This window comes from Paenibacillus abyssi (genome assembly GCF_014640295.1).
Taxonomy (GTDB): Bacteria; Bacillota; Bacilli; order Paenibacillales; family Paenibacillaceae; genus Paenibacillus_D; species Paenibacillus_D abyssi.
This window is the reverse complement of the sequence record NZ_BMGR01000020.1, coordinates 79,505-97,649: the sequence shown is the minus strand read 5'-3', so window position 1 is coordinate 97,649 and position 18,145 is coordinate 79,505. Positions and strand designations below refer to the sequence as shown.

20 protein-coding genes are annotated in these 18,145 nt (G+C 50.1%); 17 read left to right on the top strand and 3 right to left on the bottom strand.

Annotated features, from left to right (window positions below):
* The first annotated feature begins 240 nt into the window (after positions 1-240).
* The 5 genes from IEW11_RS23050 to IEW11_RS23030 all read left to right on the top strand — a co-directional run bounded on the left by IEW11_RS23050 (position 241) and on the right by IEW11_RS23030 (position 4,801).
* On the top strand, positions 241-936 hold the full coding sequence (locus IEW11_RS23050; protein WP_188533439.1) for a response regulator: 696 nt from the start codon (positions 241-243) through the stop codon (positions 934-936).
* Complete coding sequence (locus IEW11_RS23045; protein ID WP_188533438.1) at positions 929-1,996, top strand: sensor histidine kinase; 1,068 nt, start codon at positions 929-931, stop codon at positions 1,994-1,996. The genes IEW11_RS23050 and IEW11_RS23045 overlap by 8 nt, the downstream gene beginning before the upstream one ends.
* Before the next feature lie 111 nt (positions 1,997-2,107).
* Positions 2,108-3,019 (top strand): F510_1955 family glycosylhydrolase, encoded by a 912-nt coding sequence (locus tag IEW11_RS23040; protein ID WP_188533437.1) that lies wholly within the window; start codon positions 2,108-2,110, stop codon positions 3,017-3,019.
* Between the two features lie 12 nt (positions 3,020-3,031).
* Positions 3,032-4,381 (top strand): cell wall-binding repeat-containing protein, encoded by a 1,350-nt coding sequence (locus tag IEW11_RS23035; protein ID WP_188533436.1) that lies wholly within the window; start codon positions 3,032-3,034, stop codon positions 4,379-4,381.
* A gap of 96 nt (positions 4,382-4,477) precedes the next feature.
* On the top strand, positions 4,478-4,801 hold the full coding sequence (locus IEW11_RS23030; protein ID WP_188533447.1) for a four-helix bundle copper-binding protein: 324 nt from the start codon (positions 4,478-4,480) through the stop codon (positions 4,799-4,801).
* A 103-nt stretch (positions 4,802-4,904) separates the two neighbouring features.
* On the opposite strand, the gene IEW11_RS23025 is transcribed toward IEW11_RS23030, so the two are convergent.
* A complete protein-coding gene (locus tag IEW11_RS23025) occupies positions 4,905-6,182 on the bottom strand; it encodes a BaiN/RdsA family NAD(P)/FAD-dependent oxidoreductase (protein WP_188533435.1) in 1,278 nt (425 codons plus the stop codon).
* A gap of 136 nt (positions 6,183-6,318) precedes the next feature.
* On the opposite strand from IEW11_RS23025, the gene IEW11_RS23020 reads away from it, so the two are divergent.
* The 9 genes from IEW11_RS23020 to acpS all read left to right on the top strand — a co-directional run bounded on the left by IEW11_RS23020 (position 6,319) and on the right by acpS (position 13,182).
* Positions 6,319-7,041 (top strand): HAD family hydrolase, encoded by a 723-nt coding sequence (locus IEW11_RS23020; RefSeq protein WP_188533434.1) that lies wholly within the window; start codon positions 6,319-6,321, stop codon positions 7,039-7,041.
* A 42-nt stretch (positions 7,042-7,083) separates the two neighbouring features.
* Positions 7,084-7,953: an alpha/beta hydrolase gene (locus IEW11_RS23015; RefSeq protein ID WP_188533433.1), complete on the top strand. Its 870-nt coding sequence runs from the start codon at positions 7,084-7,086 to the stop codon at positions 7,951-7,953.
* A gap of 150 nt (positions 7,954-8,103) precedes the next feature.
* A complete protein-coding gene (locus tag IEW11_RS23010) occupies positions 8,104-9,759 on the top strand; it encodes an ATP-binding protein (RefSeq protein WP_188533432.1) in 1,656 nt (551 codons plus the stop codon).
* Between the two features lie 33 nt (positions 9,760-9,792).
* Positions 9,793-10,503 (top strand): hypothetical protein, encoded by a 711-nt coding sequence (locus tag IEW11_RS23005; protein ID WP_188533431.1) that lies wholly within the window; start codon positions 9,793-9,795, stop codon positions 10,501-10,503.
* Positions 10,504-10,620: 117 nt separating this feature from the next.
* Positions 10,621-10,752, top strand: a complete 132-nt coding sequence (locus tag IEW11_RS25180; protein ID WP_268237437.1) for a hypothetical protein — start codon at positions 10,621-10,623, stop codon at positions 10,750-10,752.
* Positions 10,753-10,792: 40 nt separating this feature from the next.
* Positions 10,793-11,152: a DUF3905 domain-containing protein gene (locus IEW11_RS23000; RefSeq protein WP_188533430.1), complete on the top strand. Its 360-nt coding sequence runs from the start codon at positions 10,793-10,795 to the stop codon at positions 11,150-11,152.
* Positions 11,153-11,290: 138 nt separating this feature from the next.
* The gene (locus IEW11_RS22995) at positions 11,291-11,725 is read left to right on the top strand and encodes a BrxA/BrxB family bacilliredoxin (RefSeq protein WP_188533429.1); all 435 of its coding nucleotides are present in this window, start codon (positions 11,291-11,293) and stop codon (positions 11,723-11,725) included.
* Positions 11,726-11,733: 8 nt separating this feature from the next.
* On the top strand, positions 11,734-12,543 hold the full coding sequence (nadE, locus tag IEW11_RS22990) for an NAD(+) synthase (protein ID WP_188533428.1): 810 nt from the start codon (positions 11,734-11,736) through the stop codon (positions 12,541-12,543).
* Positions 12,544-12,783: 240 nt separating this feature from the next.
* Positions 12,784-13,182 carry a holo-ACP synthase gene (acpS, locus tag IEW11_RS22985; RefSeq protein WP_188533427.1) on the top strand — a complete coding sequence of 133 codons (399 nt, stop codon included), beginning with the start codon at positions 12,784-12,786 and terminating at the stop codon, positions 13,180-13,182.
* A 361-nt stretch (positions 13,183-13,543) separates the two neighbouring features.
* On the opposite strand, the gene IEW11_RS22980 is transcribed toward acpS, so the two are convergent.
* Positions 13,544-13,873 carry a c-type cytochrome gene (locus IEW11_RS22980; protein WP_229725607.1) on the bottom strand — a complete coding sequence of 110 codons (330 nt, stop codon included), beginning with the start codon at positions 13,871-13,873 and terminating at the stop codon, positions 13,544-13,546.
* A 159-nt stretch (positions 13,874-14,032) separates the two neighbouring features.
* Between IEW11_RS22980 and IEW11_RS22975 the strand changes: the two genes are divergently transcribed.
* Both IEW11_RS22975 and mutY read left to right on the top strand, forming a co-directional pair.
* Positions 14,033-14,932: an AraC family transcriptional regulator gene (locus tag IEW11_RS22975; RefSeq protein WP_188533426.1), complete on the top strand. Its 900-nt coding sequence runs from the start codon at positions 14,033-14,035 to the stop codon at positions 14,930-14,932.
* Positions 14,929-16,362 carry an A/G-specific adenine glycosylase gene (gene mutY / locus IEW11_RS22970; protein ID WP_188533425.1) on the top strand — a complete coding sequence of 478 codons (1,434 nt, stop codon included), beginning with the start codon at positions 14,929-14,931 and terminating at the stop codon, positions 16,360-16,362. The genes IEW11_RS22975 and mutY overlap by 4 nt, the downstream gene beginning before the upstream one ends.
* A gap of 96 nt (positions 16,363-16,458) precedes the next feature.
* Here the strand turns inward: mutY and IEW11_RS22965 are convergent, their stop codons facing one another.
* The gene (locus tag IEW11_RS22965; RefSeq protein ID WP_188533424.1) at positions 16,459-17,073 is read right to left on the bottom strand and encodes a superoxide dismutase; all 615 of its coding nucleotides are present in this window, start codon (positions 17,071-17,073) and stop codon (positions 16,459-16,461) included.
* A 529-nt stretch (positions 17,074-17,602) separates the two neighbouring features.
* On the opposite strand from IEW11_RS22965, the gene IEW11_RS22960 reads away from it, so the two are divergent.
* Complete coding sequence (locus tag IEW11_RS22960) at positions 17,603-18,025, top strand: GNAT family N-acetyltransferase (RefSeq protein WP_188533423.1); 423 nt, start codon at positions 17,603-17,605, stop codon at positions 18,023-18,025.
* Positions 18,026-18,145 lie beyond the last annotated feature (120 nt).

The following is an 18,145-nucleotide window of genomic DNA, read 5'->3' as shown; positions in this document are numbered from 1 at the left end:
TCGTCTTTTTTGTTCAATCGCTTTTTCATACTTCAAAAATCGGAAGTTATTCAGTGGCCTCACCTTGCACAAGGTTGGCTTTTCCTATTTTGAGAGCGCTATACTATAAGCAAGCGGCATTAACGATTAACAAGCTTTGCTCTGCACTGGCTATTAGCTCTAAATCCAACTAATCTACATAAGTTCTACATTTTTGACTAGTAAGCTAAATACGAAAAGACGACAAGTACGGAGGGGTATATGAAAACGATACTTATCGTTGACGATGAAGAAAAAATAAGGGATGTCATCCAATCCTATCTCGCCAAAGAAGGCTTTAAGACATTAGAAGCGGAAGCCGGCCGGCAGGCGGTTGAGATGGTGTATGATCATACGATCGATCTGGTCATTCTTGACCTCATGCTTCCGGATATGAGCGGCGAAGAGGTATGCCAGGCCATTCGCAGGACAAGCTCCGTGCCGATCCTGATGCTCACGGCCAAAATAACGAATGCCAATCGGATTCAAGGCTTGTCCATCGGAGCCGACGACTATCTGACCAAGCCTTTTGATCCAAGAGAGGTGGTGGCAAGAGTGCGCGCCATCCTGCGCAGGACGGACCGTGATCAATTGCTGGCTGACCGGATTTCATTCAACAACGGGCATCTGGTCATCGATTCTCTTCGTCATACGGTGTTTTGCGGAGGAGATCTTGCCTTATTAACGCCGAATGAGTTTAAACTGCTGATCGCGCTGGCCAAGTACCCGCAGCGTCATTTTACACGCGAGGAGCTTGTCGACAAAGTAATGGGATACGACTTTATCGGCGATATTCGGACCATCGATCAGCATGTAAAAAACTTACGGCAAAAAATCGAGCCTGATCCGAAGCAGCCGGTCTATATTATCACAGTCTATGGTTCAGGCTATCGATTCATGGGAGGGCGCAATGAATAAGAAGCTGCATATCCGACTTGCTGCCATTATCATTGGAATCGCGACTGTGATCATTCTCATTTCAACGGTCAGTGTGATCTTGAGCACGCATTATCATTTTGTCATGTACCAGAATCAGCTGGGGGAGATGTTGCACAGCTATCCCTCTCTTAGCAGGCATTTCGAAATGGCGCTTGTTCAATCGGTATTATGGTCGGCGCTCGGATCGATCGTGCTGGCGATGATTATGGGATATTACGCTGCCAGACGGATTTCTTCTCCATTGGTGGAGATGAAGAAGGTCGCTGAGCAAATGGCTGCAGGGCGGTTAAATGTCACAGTGAACGTATCAGGCAATGATGAGCTGGCGATGCTGGGCCAATCATTGAATGAGTTAGCCAAGCAGCTGGACCGGCAAGAAAAGCTAAGAGTGACGATGACTGAGGACATTGCGCATGAGCTGCGTACCCCGCTGACAACGCTGAAAAGCCATATGAGGGCCTTCGAGGACGGAATCTGGGAGCCTACGCCAGAGCGCATTCATTCTTGTTACGAGGAAATCGAACGGCTGACCCTTCTGGTCGGCGAGCTCGAGGAGCTGAACGCGATGGAATCACCGGGATTCCGGCTCGTCAAACAAGAGGTCAGGCTGGGTGCGATTGCAGCCAAGGGAGTCGAGCTGGTAGCGGCATCGTTCATGGAGAAAAAAATAACGCTTCACAACCATATCCCGCAGGGTATCAGCCTGCAAGCGGATCCGGACCGGCTGATTCAGGTTTTGGTCAATCTGCTAACCAATGCGCTTAAATATACGCCTGAACAAGGAGAGGTTCACATTGAGGCAAGGAATGAGGAAGATACGGTCCTTCTCACTATAAAAGATACCGGCGTGGGCATTGCCCCGGAGGATCTTCCTCATATATTTAACCGGTTCTACCGCGGCGAAAAATCTCGAAACCGCAAAACCGGCGGCAGCGGCTTAGGGCTTGCGATCGTGGATAAACTGGTCAAAGCCCACGGCGGGAAAATATGGGCGGAGAGCGGGCAGGGCGCCATATTTTGTGTCGAGCTTCCGAAATAATCGCTTCAATCGGCTCATCTTCATAAGTTCTTCAAAAATCGTGGTTACACTTAGTATAGAATCGTCGGCAATTCTGAATTTGAAAGGGGAATCTTTCTGAAACGACAAGGTTTGATTCTGACACTCTTATTATCTGTTTCTATCATCACAGCAGCTTGTTCCAGCAATTCGGCCAAAGAGCATGCAGGTCACACCTCGAATTCATCTGTGTTTATGCATGTGCATGGACTAGGTTATTCAGGCGATGGGGAGCGTTTATTTGTACCCGTCCATCATGGACTGAGTGTTTACGAGGGCGGCGCGTGGAATGAAGTACCTGGTGAAAAGCATGACTACATGGGCTTTGCGCCTATTGATAAAGGCTTCTACAGCAGCGGCCACCCTGCACCTGGCTCAGATTACAAAGATCCGCTTGGCATCGTAAAAAGCACCGATGAGGGCGTATCGCTGGAAATTCTTTCCCTTGAAGGGGAGGTGGACTTCCATGGGCTGGCGGCGAGCTTCCGTGACCATACGATCTATGTGCTGAATCCGGGTCCCAATTCCATTATGGAGGAGGGCGGATTGTATTATAGCTTGGATGAAACGAAGACATGGACCAGAAGCAATATGGAAGGCGTAACGGATCCGATTACGGCGTTTGCCGTGCATCCGACGGATGGGTCAATCATTGCGCTTGGGACAACTACGGGCGCCTATTTGTCGAATGATTACGGACAGTCTTTTACGAAAGTGTCGATGGATGAGTCGGTAACCGCCCTGGCCATCTCGGATGACGGGGATCTGCTGATCGGCACGGAGGAAGCGGACGCTCCTTTAGTTGAACTCTATGTAGAGTCCGGGCAGATCATCGAGATTGATATTCCGCTGGACAGCGAAGATGCAATCTATTACATGGCCATCAATCCTGTCAATCCATCGGAGATCACTGTTGCTACTGCAAATAAGAATATTTATCTGACACCGGATAATGGGACTACGTGGAAGCAAATTGCCGATAACGGTGAAATGATAAATGAATAAGGGGGACAAGGTATGAAGAGAATGGTCAAAGTAGGCGTGTTGTCGCTTGTGACGGCGCTTGTATTGGCGGGCTGCTTCGATGGAGGCAACAACCATGCTAATCATATGGGACAGCCAGCGGGAAATACGCAGTCCGAGTCTAATGGTGAGCAGTCTGGCAATATACAGTCACAGCCTGCTGTTACGGGAAACCTGCCGTGGATCGCCTCCAAAAACACAACGCGTGTGAACTCAAGCGATCCCGCCCAAGCAGCGGTACTGGTGTCGCAAATGTTATGGATGGCAACCAGCGATATGAACCGCCCCGGTGGTGTGATTCTTGCCAATGCTGAAGATTGGCAGACCGTAGTGGTCAGCGCGAATCTTATCCATCACCCGAACGACGGTCCGATCCTGTTTGTGGACAAAGACGGCATACCGGATGTAACGCGTAATGAGTTAACCCGTCTTCGGCCTAAAGGCGTGGAGATGAACGATGGCATTCAAGTGATGCTGGTCGGCGATTTGGATCAGGCTGTTGAAGAACAAGCAATCGAAATGGGATTTAAAACGGACAAGATAACGGCTGACAATCCCGCTGCTCTAGCAAAAGAGGTTGATGCTTATTATTCCGAGGTTACTGGCGAGATTTCGCAATCGGTCATCGTAGGTTCCATGGACAGCATGGAGTACACGATGCCGGCCATTAACTGGGTTGCACACATGCCGGAGCCTCTGCTCTACGTAACGGAGAATGAGATCCCGCAGGGTACGATCGATGCATTGAATGCCCGTGGCGGCAATGCGAACATTTACCTTCTCGGACCGGAAGCTGTGATCTCCGCAGCCGTGGAGGAGCAGCTGGGCGAGTATGGTACCGTGGTGCGAATCGCCGGGGATGATCCGTATAAGAACGCGATCGCTTTCTCCCGATATAAAGACCCTGCAACTGGTTTTGGCTGGGGCATTACGACGCCAGGACACGCTTTCTCCTTCGTAAGCATGGATTCGCCAGAGCTTGCGCTTGGTGCTGCACCTTTCTCTCATTTAGGAAAACATACGCCGCTGCTCTGGACGGATAAGGACAGCATGCCGGACAGTGTAATGGACTATGTAATGTCCGTACAGCCTAAGTATGAGGAGTCTCCGACAGAGGGTCCCTATAACCACTCTTGGTTAACGGGTGACGCCAATGCATTGACTATGGCCGCCCAAGGCGAGATCGACGCGATGTTAGAGATTGTGTCTGCATCCGGTGAAGGCCATGGCGGCCACGGCGGCGATACTAGCGGCAATGACAGCAGCAGTGAAGGCAGCCAAAGCAACGAGGACAGTGAAGATAGTGAAAGCGGCAGTAACGCCGGCGGTCACGCTGGACATTAATTGTAACCATATGGACATGAAACGATTGTGTGAGCGAACCTGTGTCAGGTTAAGTAATAACGAAACCCATATAACAAGGAGGCTATTCCCATGAACATGAACCATGAACAATTCCAAGCTTGTATTGAGGAGTGTATCCGGTGTATGCAGGCCTGCAATCGCTGTTATGATGCATGCCTCAATGAAGATCATGACATGAAGGAATGCATCCGGTTAGACCGGGAATGCGCGGATATTTGCGCGTTTGCCGCTCATGCGATGACGATTAACGCGTCGTATGTTAAAGAGCTGTGCAGAATTTGCGCAGAGATCTGTGAGGCATGCGGCAATGAATGCAAAAAGCATGATCACGAGCATTGCCAGCGCTGTGCTGAAGCTTGCTTCTCCTGTGCTGAAGCTTGCCGGGCAATGGCTGCCTAATTCAAACGGGCAAAACACCCTTCCAACTCATGTGGGAGGGTGTTTTTGTGCAGATCATTTAACAGCATTCAGAGGGATTGAATGAATCGTGTATACTCATAATTCAGTTTGTCCCCGCGCTCTGTACCGATTCAGCGGCGCTTTTGCCTGCCGTATAACCGGTCGTAAATGCAGCGGTAATGTTGTATCCCCCGGTATATCCGTGAATATCCAAAATTTCGCCGCAGAAGAACAGTCCTTCCATCAATTTGGACTGCATCGTTTTCGGATCAATTTCCTTCAGATGGACGCCGCCGCCGGTGACGAAAGCTTCTTCGATGGAGAGCGTGCCGGATATGTTGACCGGAAAGCCCTTTAATAAAGCGGCCATGTCGGACCACGGCTGCCTGGGAATGTTGTCATAGGTGGTTTCGCCGGTTAACCCGGACTTTTTCAGAATGATCGGGATCATCCGCTCGGGCAGCAAACCCTTGAGCACATTTTTAATGGCCTTTTTAGGCTCGCTTCTAGCGAGATTTAAGGATTCTTCAACTAATTCTTCCACCGACTTCTGCGGGAAGAGATCGATGGTCAGTTTAACTGTACTGACTTCGAACTTCTTCAGTGTTTTCACAACGAATTGGCTGCAGCGAAGCGCGACCGGCCCAGATAGGCCGAAGTGCGTAAAGATGAGATCGCCGTCATGCTGGATCACTTTCTTGCCTTTGGGATTCCAGACGGTCGCTACGATATCACGCAAGGAGATGCCTTGAAGCTCTTTGCTCTGGATAAAGGCATCTCTGGATAAGAGCGGCACTTCGGTCGGAAACAGCTCGGTAATCGTATGGCCGGCCATCTCCGCCCACGGGTAACCGTCACCGGTGGAGCCGGTATGCGGCACGGATTTGCCGCCGGTTGCCACGATGACAGCGCTGCTCTCGATTTTTTGCCCGTCCTTCAGCTGTATGCCCGCCGTCCTGCCTTCCTCGTACAGCACCTTGGCCACTGCGCGGTTAACAAGAATCTCTACGCCTTGGCTGCGCACTTTCCCGACAAGCGCATCCACCACGGTCTTTGCCTTATCGGAAACGGGGAACATCCGGCCGCGGTCCTCTTCCTTCAAAGCGATGCCCAAATTCTCGAAGAAGCGGATAATATCCCGGTTATTATAATGAGAGAAGGCGCTGTAGAGGAACCTCCCGTTACCGGGAATATGCGTGATGAGCTCATCAATCTCCTTTGCGTTTGTCACGTTGCACCTGCCGCCGCCGGAGATGCCAAGCTTGCGTCCGAGCTTGTCTCCTTTATCAACGAGCAATGCTCTGGCTCCGTGCGCGCTTGCAGCAACAGCGGCCATCAGACCGGAGGGTCCGCCGCCAATAATGATGACATCGTATTTCATATAGACTCCTTATCGTGTACTTGTCGATTCTTCTATTGTATATGTAAAAACGCAGTTGGCAAATGAGGTTTACATCGTCTGTAATTAATGGTAAAGGTTAAGTGAGGAAACTTCAAATCGACAGCGAGGTGACAGCATGGAAGGAATCCGCTTGGTTCTTTTTGATTTGGATGATACGCTGCTGTATTTTGACGACTACTGGAAGCGGAGCATGTATGAATCCTTCGAGAGCTACCCATTGACGCAAGGAATTGGCATGGATCGGCTGTTTCCCGTTTTCTTGGAGAAAGATGAGCTGTTTCATGAGCAATGGCTGAGTGGAGTGATTGATGGCGGCGAATTTCGGCGGCTGAGGTTTATCCATACCTTAGCTGAGTTTAATATCTCTACAGGGGCTGAGGAAGCGGAAGCCTTCGAAAGATGGTTTTGGACCGTACGGGCGCCGTATATCCCGCATGATCCCTTATTAATTGAACGATTAAAGCGCTGGGGCGAGGTTTATCAGCTTGGCATACTGACCAACGGTACCTCTGAGGATCAGTACGATAAGCTGCGCCGCATGGGGCTGGACGGATTGTTTACAAAGAGCAATGTGTTTGTATCGGATGAATTAGGCACTGCTAAGCCGAAGCCGGACGCCTATAGAATCACTGCCTCCCGGATGGGGTTCAAACCGGTCGAAACGTTGTTTGTCGGCGATTCCTGGATGAATGATGTCATCGGTCCCATGCAGGCTGGTATGAGGGCGGTATGGCTGAATAGAGGTAATAAGCCTGTTCCGGACGAACCTGTACCCGAGGCGGTAATCGGCCATTTAGAAGAGCTCGAGCATCTGCTGCTGCATAAGATGAATAACTGAAGCGGTTGAGCGGTTTTATGTGAGTCTGGAGGCGGATCGACGATGGTTTATGAAGAGTTGCTATTAACGGCTAATGACGGGATAGAGCTGTTTGCGCGCGAGTGGCGGGCCGCAGAGGGAGCGCCGCGGGCCGCGGTGTGCCTCGTTCACGGTATGGGAGAGCATGGCGGCCGTTATGAGGAAGTTGCTTCGGTATTAACAGCAGTTGGCTTTGTGCTGTTCAACTATGACCAGCGCGGCCATGGGCGCTCACCGGGAAAGCGGGGACACTGTGACTCGATTGCCCAGCTCACGGGAGATGCTGCCGCATTGATCAATTTGGCTAAGCAGCGGTGTCCCGGGCTGCCGGTCTTTTTATATGGGCACAGCATGGGAGGCAATGTCGCGCTAAGCTGCGCGCTGCGGCTTCAGCCTGAGATAACAGGGCTTATTTTAACGAGTCCGTGGCTGCGCCTGGCGTTTCTTCCACCGGCATACAAGCTATGGATTGGAGAAAAAATGGCCCGGTTATGGCCCGCTTTCTCTCTTTCTACCGGACTCAATTCCGCTAATTTATACCATGATGCTGAATTAACGATGCCGGTCGATCCCTTGGCGCACAATCGGATTTCAGCGGGGATGTTTTATGCACTGAAAGAAGAAGGGGAATGGGCGCTTGCCAATTGTGACCGCTTGAAGGTTCCTCTGCTGCTTCTGCATGGAACAGCCGACAATATCACTTCAATGCCTGCCAGTAAGGAGCTGGCCGACAAGCTTGATAAGGCCTGTACATTCTATGCGTGGGAGGACGGCTTCCACGAGCTGCATAATGACCGCGATAAAGAACGGATGCTCTATACTGTTGTGGATTGGATCGAAGGGATTCTCAAGGGGCGTGGGATACAAGATATTGAAGAAATAATACGCCCATGATGATGAAACCGCGGGAACGATCCGTTCTTTGCGGTTTTTGTTGTATTTATATGAGACAAAAGTCCCGATGATTGTTGTAAAATAAGGGGACATATGCTTTAATCGGAGTAGTAGAAAGTCTTTGTGGCATAAGGAGGAGACCGGTATTTCGTGTTAAAAGAAACACTACTGCAGGTCATGATTGCTTTATTGCCCGTTGTCGCTTTTCAGATGTGGCTTGATCGGCCAACCAGGCATAAAGGTATTCCACTATTTCTAGGCACTCTATGCGGTGTTTCTATGATCATGTGCATGCTGATGTCTACTGAAACCATCTATGGATATGATCTGGACTATCGCTTGATTCCTTATATTATCGGCTCCTTATATGGCGGGGTGCCGGTTGCCGTTGTCCTCACGATCTTGTATGTGGCAGTTAGAATCAATATGCTCGATGGTGTGTGGGAGCAGGTCGGGTTCATCGTATATCTCATTCTTGTTGTCCCGGTGCTGTTGTTGTCGATCCGGTATTTTGAACGGGCGAGCCGCAAAGGGAAGCAGAGAATGGCTATCGGATTGGCGATAGTTATTCTGCAGCTTTTTTTCTTGACCTATATCGCCACGCTTGTGCAGCATGATGCTTCCATGGGTATTCAGGTTCCTATATTTCTTGCCGTCATGGCCGTGATTTTTTTGTGTGTCATGTGGTCGGCTGTGTTTATTATTGAAAGTGTCAAAGAAAAACAGCAGCTGCAGCATCAACTGCAGCGAATGTCGCTCAATTACCGGAACGAAGTGCAGAAGCTGCAGCAGTTTATCGACGTTACGCCGCTTGGCGTCATTATCGTTGATCGTAAAGGCGACATCACACATCTGAACGACATGGCGATGCGAATCATGGGCGATAAAATAACGAAAACCAGCCGTTTGGATCTGATCGGCCAGCCCTTTACGGAATTATATGAATCTGTCATTCATGAAACCAGCGGAAGGCTGATTGCGGATGCGTTAAATGGCCATAATTCGACTTCGGAAATGGAACATGAAGATAACAAAATCTATATTAGAACCGGATTTACGGTGCGGGATATGCATAATCAGAAGATTATCGGCGCCGCGCTTATCGTTCACGATATTACCGAGCTTACCCGGCTGCGCGATGAGGTCGGGCGGATGGAACGGCTTAGCCTGGTCGGACAGATGGCGGCAAGCATAACCCATGAAATTCGTAATCCGATGGCGGTTATCCGCGGCTTTGTTCAGCTGATGCAGGAAAGAAGCCCGGAAAACCAGCGTGAATATTATCATATTGTGATGGAAGAATTGGACCGTGCCAATGGCATAATCAATGACTTCCTCTCTCTTGCACAGAACCGGATCGTCGATAAGGAGAAGAGCTCACTTAATGCAATCATTAATGAATTAGCGCCTCTGCTGTGGGCGGATGCCAATCTGCGCGGGCAGTCGGTTGAGCTGGAATTAGAGCCGTCGCTTGCGAGCTTTGATATGAATGCAAAGGAAATCAAACAGCTGATTCTGAATCTTGCCCGTAATGCAATGGAGGCGATGGGAGACAAAGGCCTGCTCGTGATCAGAACGAAACAAATCGACAATGTGATTGAATTGCAAGTGTCTGATACAGGCTGCGGAATTCCGCAGGAACAGCTTGATCATCTGTTCGAGCCTTTTTATACGACAAAAACCTCGGGAACCGGGCTGGGCCTCGCGTTATGCTTAAGCATCGTGGAGCAGCATCTAGGCAAGATTGAAGTGACCTCCAAAGAAGATGTGGGAACGACGTTTGTCGTGACTTTTACTGTGACATAGCTTGAGTATGAATTGCTAAAAAGGAGAATAAATATGCCGGAAATGGTGACGTTAGGGCCTCTGACGCTGGATGGTCTTTTACTGTCCGTTTTGATATCAGCGGCAGCCGGCTTGTTAGCTTTGACGGCATGGATGCGTACAAAGCATCAGCTGCGAGAAGGACCATGGGTAGATCTGCTGTTCAATGTCATCGTAATTACAGGCGTGTGCTGGAAGCTTGGATTTCTGATCGGGGATCCGTCATTGTTATGGGAGCGCCCGCTTAGCCTGTTAATGGTGAGGGGAAGTGAGCTGGACGCGCTGATTGGGCTGACGTTATCGGTTATTTACTTGGCCTTCGCGCTTCGCAAGCGCAAGCTTCCCTTGCAGGCATTTCTAGGCGTGCTGCCTTTCGCGCTGCTGCCGTCGCTTTTTATATGGAATTTGTTGTCGGCGTTTCCTTATCAGGTCCCTTATGCCTTATTAAACGCGATCTTATACCTGTACCTTGTCCGGTCAAGTAATGAAGAGGGATCGGCTGCAGTCTTGCGGCTGTATTTATTGGGGATGGGCTTCGGAGGGCTGGTGGTCAGTCTGTTTGCGGTATATCCGCCGGGTGAACTCATTCGTACGACCTTGGGGTTAACCGGCATGCAGTGGATATTTATTGCACATGGGATTATCGGGGTCTTCACTACGACGAAGCATACCCAATCGGAACCTATGAAGCAAGCTGAGCAAGCTGACGAAGCACAGGAAGCATAAGAAGTTGGACAAGTCTAACAGTAAAACCAACAGAACCAGCTGCCTGTGCAGCCTTCTGTGCTGAGCATAAACAAGCAACCGGCTGCGCATACTACTGCTTGGAAGGAGGCGGTGGAGATGCCAGCCAATCGCAACGATCAGAGCAAACAAGGAGCCGCAGCTGCAGAGCGTCGTAATAATAGCGGAAAACAGCCTGAAGCTGAGGGGTTCGACAAAAAGCTGAACGGACCGAACCGGCCGTCAACCTGACTGCCTGTGAACAGCTGTTTACGCTTGGAGGTGAACGAAGGTGACAGACCGTTCCGATCTGGATCCGTACGAAATTGAGTTTTTGCCTGAATACCGTAAGGGACGAGGTCCCAAAGAACCATTTGTGAACAGGCACGGGGTTGTAATCGGCGATCACATGTATGAATCGGAGCAGTCTCCGCTGCAGCAATGGTCCAAAGAGACGGATCCTTCAATCATGAGCGGTGATGAGTGGGTTCATCCCTATAAGGATATCGGGTTTACAACAGCCGAGAACCGGGATTGCTTCGAGAAGGGAATACCTCCGCAAGGCGGTATTTTCATGCATCCCGATAAAGATGTCGCATACAGCAATGAAACCAGCCGGCGGAAATCCGATACGGATGAAGACGAGATATAAATCGTGAAGGCCAATCCATCTCTTTGCAGTGGAGAGGCCTTCTTTTGTATGGGCAGACAGCTTAAGCCCTTTGCTTTCATGGCATTTGGGGAGTATAATAGAACTAAAATAATGATAGCTTAAGGAGTGAATACACAGATGTCAATGTCATTTGAACGATACATGTTGGATATGGTGCAGCCTATGCGCGATGAATTAACTCGCCATGGCATTAAGGAGCTGCGTACACCGGAGGAAGTAGAAGCAAGCTTGCCTGAATCTAAAGGAACAGCGCTTGTCGTTGTGAACTCGGTATGCGGCTGCGCAGCCGGCCAGTGCCGTCCGGGTGTTGCAGCTGCGCTGCAGCATGATATTACTCCAGATCATTTGTACACCGTGTTTGCAGGGCAGGATAAAGAAGCGACAGCTAAAGCGCGTGAATATTTCGCACCTTATCCACCTTCTTCCCCTTCGATCGCGCTGATGAAGGATGGAGAGCTGGTATATTTCATCGAGCGTCACCAAATCGAGAACCGCTCTGCACAAGAGATTTCCGCCGATTTGACAGCAGCGTTCGAACGGTTCTGCCGCTAAGAGGCCTAATGACCTTACAGCAGGAAATTATTGAACGGCTTGGCGTGAAGCCGGAGATTGATGTTGATGCTGAAATCCGCAGACGCGTTGATTTTCTGAAGCAGCATGTACGTGATGCGGGAACAACCGGACTTCTTATTGCGATCAGCGGCGGGATCGACAGTGCGGTGGCAGCAGGCTTGTGCAAGCAGGCTACGGATGAGCTTTCTTCGGAAACCGGGCAGGAATACATGACACTAGGCGTGTTTCAGCCCTATGGTGAGCAAGAGGATATTGCGGACAGCTATGCGGTAGCGAAGGCATTCGCACTCAAGCATACCGCTGAGACGAATATTGAAGATGCGGTCAATGAGATTGCTCTTGAAGTCGAGCATGCCTTTAAGTCGTTATCTATACATCGTCATATTAGCCGCGGCGGGAAGGGCAATGTCAAAGCCCGCACACGCATGGTCGTGCAGTATGCTCTGGCATTTGATCTGAATTTGCTGGTGGTGGGCACGGATCACGCTTCGGAGGCAGTAACCGGCTTTTATACCAAATGGGGTGACGGCGCGGTAGATATTACACCGCTCAGTTCACTTAACAAACGTCAGGTGCGGCAGCTTGCTGCGAAGCTTGGCGTACCGGACAGCGTGCTGCATAAAGCGCCGACTGCCGGACTTTGGGACGGCCAGACCGATGAAGCTGAGCTTGGCATCACGTACGAGGATAACAGCGATTATCTGGAAGGCAAAGAGATCGATGAGGCCGTTCGGGAAAAGCTGGAGAAGCAGTACAAGAAGACGGAGCATAAAAGAGCCCCGATACCGGGCATTTAAACCTCTGGGGAACCCCCAGGGGTTCTTCTATTGGTGCACAGATGAAAGGGAGTGCTTGCTTCTTCTGGTTGAGGGGCAGATGCACCAACTAGATTGCTCCCCAAATGTCTGCTATGGAGAGTTTAAGGTGCAATAATGCACCTTGCTGAGTGAAAAGGGCAGATGAGCTGCGAATAAGATGCAAAAATGCATCTTGTTGCGGCTAAAGCAGCCGAGCAAGGATGGACAGGGAGTGAAGCCTTGATTCTAGGGATAGGACATGATCTCGTGGAGATCGAACGGATAAGCAGGATTGTAAAAGGAGCCTCGGGCAGGCGCTTTATGGAACGGATACTGACAGAGGCGGAGCTTATTATTGCGGATCAGCGTGAAACGAGGCTCGCAGAGTTTGTAGCTGGCAGATTCGCTGTTAAGGAAGCGATCGTCAAGGCGCTTGGCTGCGGCATTGGAGCTGTGATTGGTTTTCGGGATATGGAAGTCGTGCCGGGGGAAACGGGGCAGCCGCTTTGTAAGCTTACGACAGAAGCATGGCAGCGGCTGTCACTGCATAAGGACGAGGTGCGTATACATGTCACGATCACGCACGAGCGAACAATGGCTTCCGCTTTTGTGGTGATCGAAAGGGAAATGATAGGTTAGACAGATGAAAGGAGGCCGTCCCAAAAGGGATCTTCAATGAGATATTGAAGCTTGATAGGTGCCTCTAAAACGGTAAAAATGGCGTCACAGATCTCCTCTCTGTGGCGCCATTTCTCGTCTTCGGTTAACTGCGGCCTTCTTCACTCTTCAATCGCTCGCTTGCCATTTGTTTATGGCGGAGATACTCCATTTTGTTTTTAGGAAAGAAACGGTTACGCCTAAACGAAGCAGATCGAATGATCCTGGAGAAGCGTCAGCGGTCGGAAGAACATTCGACTGCGCAGTGAATGCGGTAAAACCAAAGCTTTTAAGAGAAAGGGGCCATGCCAAAGTCATCATCGATGACTTATGGGACAGCACCTTATTTTTTTTCAGCTAACCAAGCAGCTAATCCTTCAATCTCCTCTTCGGTTAGCTTGTCCGAAAAGGACGGCATAATGACACCGCCCTGCTTGATTTTTTGCTGAATCTGACTTTCGGAGCGTCTTTCGCCGACCTTCTGAAGATTCGACTGTGGGCCGACTCGCCCCTGCAGTTCGGCGCCATGGCAAGACAAGCAGGATTGGCGGTAGACGGTCATCATTTCTTCCGGACCATCCAGGTAATTCTTGCTGCCGCACCCGGCTAACAGAAAAAGCAGTATCATACTAACCATAGAGATGCCGATAATACGTATAGGCTTCTTTTTCATAAATCGTTACCTCCGGGAGATATTTCAGATGGCCTGTCCTAAGTATAGGTCCCATATCATTTTTCTGCAAAATCAGTATAATAGAAAGTTGGTGGTACTGATTTCATAGAGTAGCATAGACATCAAGCTTAAACTAACATGAGAATGGCAGGGGCTGCAATGAAAAGTATCTATAGACATATTATGCAAAGCCATCTTCATAACATTCAAGCAGAAGTATCATTGGCAGCTTACTCGGAGAACGATCCGAATTGGGAGGAAGAGGGGGTCAAGCCTGACTTTTACCGATTTGTTTTTACCCAGAAGGGATCCGCTTGGCTGAAAATGGGTGGAAAAGAGTATGTTAGCGAGCCAGGGCAATTGTATATTTTGCCGGCAGGCGTAAAACAAACCTATGGTACTTTGGGTGAAGAGAGCTTTGGACGGTATTGGTGCCATTTCCGCGCGAACCTTGGGGATATGCAGTTATTGGAGGTATTAAAGCTTCCAGTGTATGTTTCAGTTGATGATGAAGATTTTGTTAAAAGTTTATATATCAAAATGATCACTGCGTTGAAAGAGCGTACATTGACAAGCGGGCTGCGGCTAAAGGCGGCCCTGCTCGAGCTGCTGTCCTATTATTTGGACCGCTGCGATTTTGTGAAGAGTGCGGGCGGCGACAGGGAGGATCTGTCCAAGCTGGACAATGTGCTTCAATACATAGAGAATCACTTGGACAGTCCGATTCATATTGAAGAGCTTGCTCGGCTTGCGTATCTGCATCCGAATTATTTTATCGAATTTTTCAAAAGCATGGTCGGGTCCCCACCGATTCAATATGTAAATCAAAGGCGCCTCGAACGTGCCAAGCACCTGTTGGAGCACTCTGATGAGCATGTGGCTTGCATAGCCAAGCAGGTGGGAATGCAGAATCATTATTTATCGAGGATGTTCAAGATCTATACGGGCTTGACACCTAGCCGTTACCGGAAAATCTACCGCAACACTTATATGGATAAGACCTCTCCGGATAAGAGGATGGCGAGTTTGCCCGCAGGGAATGAGGTCGGTGGAGGATGACAGTGGATGTAAAATTGTTTTTTAGCAGTGAGCTGCTTGATTGGTATCGCAGGAACAAACGGGATCTGCCGTGGCGGCAAAGCAAGGATCCTTACCGGGTGTGGGTATCTGAAATTATGCTGCAGCAGACCCGGGTCGATACGGTGATTCCTTATTACGAGCGGTTTATGGACAAATTTCCTACCATTAAGGCTTTAGCGGGGGCACCTGAATCAGAGGTGTTAAAAATGTGGGAAGGCCTGGGCTATTACTCCCGGGCCCGCAATCTGCAGGCCGGCGCGCGCGAGGTAATGGCGCTGTATGGAGGAGCGGTACCGGATGATGCGCCATCGGTCGCAGCTTTAAAAGGCGTCGGGCCATATACAAAGGGCGCAATTATGAGTATTGCATTCAATCGGCCGGAGCCGGCTGTGGATGGCAATGTGATGCGGGTGCTGTCGCGTTACTTCTGTTTGGAGGAGGACATCGCCAAGGCTCGAACGCGCGTGAATATAGAGGTGCTGGCCGCTTCGCTGATTCCTGAAGGAGCGGCAGGCGATTTTAATCAAGGGCTTATGGAGCTCGGCGCGCTTGTATGCACACCGAAGTCGCCGGGCTGTCTTACTTGCCCGGTTATGGCGCATTGCGCCGGACGTCTGGCAGGCAGGGAGCTGGAGCTGCCGATCAAGACGAAGGCGAAGCCGCCGCGGCCGGAGCAGCGGTTCGCGGCGATCGTAGAAGGCGCCGGCGAATATGCCGGCAAAGTGCTCGTTCGCCAGCGCCCGGAAACGGGCCTGCTCGCGAGCATGTGGGAGCTGCCGCACGTGCTCGTGCCGGGCGGCAGCGGCCCTGCGGCGGCTCAGGCTGAGCAGCCGCAGCGGGGCCGTGGGCGAAAGCGCGCCGCAGCCGCTTATGCGGCGGCCGCAGCGCCGCTTGGCGCCGGCGGCGCTGATGCGGCAGCCGGAGGCCAAGCCTCGGCTGCTGTGCGTGCCGCGACCGCTGAGCCCGCGGCAACGGCTGCGCCGGCGCCGGAGCAGGCAGAGCGCATGGCGCTGCTCTGCCGCTCCTTGGCCGAGGAGACGCGGCTGCTGGTGCGGCCGCGGCGGTGGTGGATGGAGGCTGAGCATGTGTTCAGCCACATCATATGGGATGTGCAGGTCTATCTAGCCGACTTTGGATTCGTGTTGGAGCACAATGCCAATCAAGCGGAGGTGCTTGCAGCGGCGGAATCAAGTGGAGTGTATCGTACCCGGCAGTCAAGTGATGCGCTGAAAGCTTCAGGCAGTGCTGAGGATCAGCAATTGGATTCTGATAGGACATGTTTGGATTCACATGTGAATGAGCAGCTGCCCGAAGGCTACCGTTGGATCGGGCTGGAGGACATGAGAGAGCTGGCCTTCCCGAATGTGTTCCTTCGTATATTGCGAGAGTATTGGGAGGAGCGGGACTGACCGAGTAGCCAGTAATCGCTGATTGACCAAACAATACGAAGGGGCTCTCCCATAGTCTGGATGACTTGGGAGAGCCCCTTCGTTTGTTTGAAAATCTTATTTCACAGCTGCTTCGTAACGTTTACCAACTTCAGACCAGTTAACAACGTTCCAGAAAGCGGCGATGTAGTCAGGACGTTTGTTTTGGTATTTCAGGTAGTACGCATGCTCCCATACGTCCAGACCAAGAATCGGCGTTTCGCCTTCCATGATCGGGCTGTCTTGGTTCGGGAGGCTGTATACTTTCAGCTTGCCTTCTTTGGAAACTGCAAGGAAAGCCCAGCCGCTGCCGAAGCGCGTTGCTCCTGCTTTCGCGAAATCTTCTTTGAATTTCTCGAAGCCGCCCAGTTCGTTCGCAATCGCGTCAGCAAGCGCGCCAGTTGGAGCACCGCCAGCGTTCGGTCCGATTGTTTCCCAGAACAGGGAGTGGTTCGCATGGCCGCCGCCATTGTTGCGGACAGCTGTGCGGATGCTTTCAGGTACGCTGTTCAGATCAGAGATCAACTCTTCGATCGATTTGCTTTGCAGCTCAGGAGCGGACTCCAGTGCAGCGTTCAAATTTGTAACATAAGCATTGTGATGACGATCGTGGTGGATCATCATTGTCGTTTCGTCAATGTGAGGCTCAAGCGCATTGTTAGCATAAGGCAAAGCAGGCAATTGATGTGCCATAAATGAACAACCTCCTAAAGTGTGATATGTAGTTATCCAAGCACCATTATCCCCTATTTTCCATAATAAATCAACATTTATGTTTCTTAAGTCCGGCGATAAAAAAAGCTGCGATTAAGCGTGTGCCGTCAAAGTGCTGACATATGCTGTTGAATAGAAAGCAAGGAATAGTTCATGCATCCGGATAACCTGATCCATTTATCGACATAGAACGCCGACACCGATTCGACCGTCATTATTACCCAAATTAAGATCACGCAAAACAGCTTGAAATATACAATCTTTTTTTGTTGATTTATGCGGCCAAGTAAAATAAGTGTAAAAAGACAGCAATCCATTTACATCAGCAAAACAATTCCTTCCTATTATAGAATTGAAAACGCTTGTAATAAAGCGCTTTCAGGAGAAAACCTTTGATTTGTTAACTTTTTTAAGGTTTTTTTAAAGTTTTAGCAGGAATACGTAAAGTTTTGTCGTAATAATAACTTTACCGAAAAAAAAGACATGCGTATAAGAGGAGAGCTCACTCATGCAGGTTCGTTCTTTTCAACTATCTGATTATCGGCCCGTCACTCAATTGCTTGAAATGGTTTTATCGGAGAAATGTTATGAGGAGACGATGGAGGCTTTTGCCAGACAACTGTCATGGGACAGTGAATTGGTACTGATCGCGAGTGTAAATGACGAGATCGTCGGTATGATTATCGGCACCATCGACAAAAATAAAGGTTACTATTACCGCGTGGCCGTTCATCCTGATCATCAGCGCAAGGGAATCGGCAAGTCGCTAATTCATAGCTTGCGCGGGCGGTTTGAACAGCGCAATGTATCCAAGATCATGATTACCGCTGATGAGCATAATGAGCCGATTTTGCCTTTCTATGAATCCATGGGTTATGCAGCAAAAGATTTCTTTCGTTCGTTTCAGAAGCTCAGCATTGTCGCAGGTTAATTGGTAAACGTGATATAGGGCAAAGAGCAGCACAATTTACGGGCCGATCGCCGGCCTTTTTTCTTTAAGGGCATGTCTTATACGCCATTGCTTTTGGCGATGAGATGTGCTTTTCTTATA

What these genes read in the sequence shown, in the direction of transcription:
- IEW11_RS22960 (WP_188533423.1), top strand. Translation starts at nt 17,603, where the DNA reads ATGCAGGTTCGTTCTTTTCAACTATCTGATTATCGGCCCGTCACTCAA.
- IEW11_RS22965 (WP_188533424.1), bottom strand. Translation starts at nt 17,073, where the DNA reads ATGGCACATCAATTGCCTGCTTTGCCTTATGCTAACAATGCGCTTGAG.
- IEW11_RS22980 (WP_229725607.1), bottom strand. Translation starts at nt 13,873, where the DNA reads ATGAAAAAGAAGCCTATACGTATTATCGGCATCTCTATGGTTAGTATG.
- IEW11_RS23015 (WP_188533433.1), top strand. Translation starts at nt 7,084, where the DNA reads ATGGTTTATGAAGAGTTGCTATTAACGGCTAATGACGGGATAGAGCTG.
- IEW11_RS23035 (WP_188533436.1), top strand. Translation starts at nt 3,032, where the DNA reads ATGAAGAGAATGGTCAAAGTAGGCGTGTTGTCGCTTGTGACGGCGCTT.
- IEW11_RS25180 (WP_268237437.1), top strand. Translation starts at nt 10,621, where the DNA reads ATGCCAGCCAATCGCAACGATCAGAGCAAACAAGGAGCCGCAGCTGCA.
- IEW11_RS22975 (WP_188533426.1), top strand. Translation starts at nt 14,033, where the DNA reads ATGAAAAGTATCTATAGACATATTATGCAAAGCCATCTTCATAACATT.
- IEW11_RS23050 (WP_188533439.1), top strand. Translation starts at nt 241, where the DNA reads ATGAAAACGATACTTATCGTTGACGATGAAGAAAAAATAAGGGATGTC.
- mutY (WP_188533425.1), top strand. Translation starts at nt 14,929, where the DNA reads ATGACAGTGGATGTAAAATTGTTTTTTAGCAGTGAGCTGCTTGATTGG.
- IEW11_RS23025 (WP_188533435.1), bottom strand. Translation starts at nt 6,182, where the DNA reads ATGAAATACGATGTCATCATTATTGGCGGCGGACCCTCCGGTCTGATG.
- nadE (WP_188533428.1), top strand. Translation starts at nt 11,734, where the DNA reads ATGACCTTACAGCAGGAAATTATTGAACGGCTTGGCGTGAAGCCGGAG.
- IEW11_RS23020 (WP_188533434.1), top strand. Translation starts at nt 6,319, where the DNA reads ATGGAAGGAATCCGCTTGGTTCTTTTTGATTTGGATGATACGCTGCTG.
- IEW11_RS22995 (WP_188533429.1), top strand. Translation starts at nt 11,291, where the DNA reads ATGTCAATGTCATTTGAACGATACATGTTGGATATGGTGCAGCCTATG.
- IEW11_RS23005 (WP_188533431.1), top strand. Translation starts at nt 9,793, where the DNA reads ATGCCGGAAATGGTGACGTTAGGGCCTCTGACGCTGGATGGTCTTTTA.
- IEW11_RS23045 (WP_188533438.1), top strand. Translation starts at nt 929, where the DNA reads ATGAATAAGAAGCTGCATATCCGACTTGCTGCCATTATCATTGGAATC.
- IEW11_RS23030 (WP_188533447.1), top strand. Translation starts at nt 4,478, where the DNA reads ATGAACCATGAACAATTCCAAGCTTGTATTGAGGAGTGTATCCGGTGT.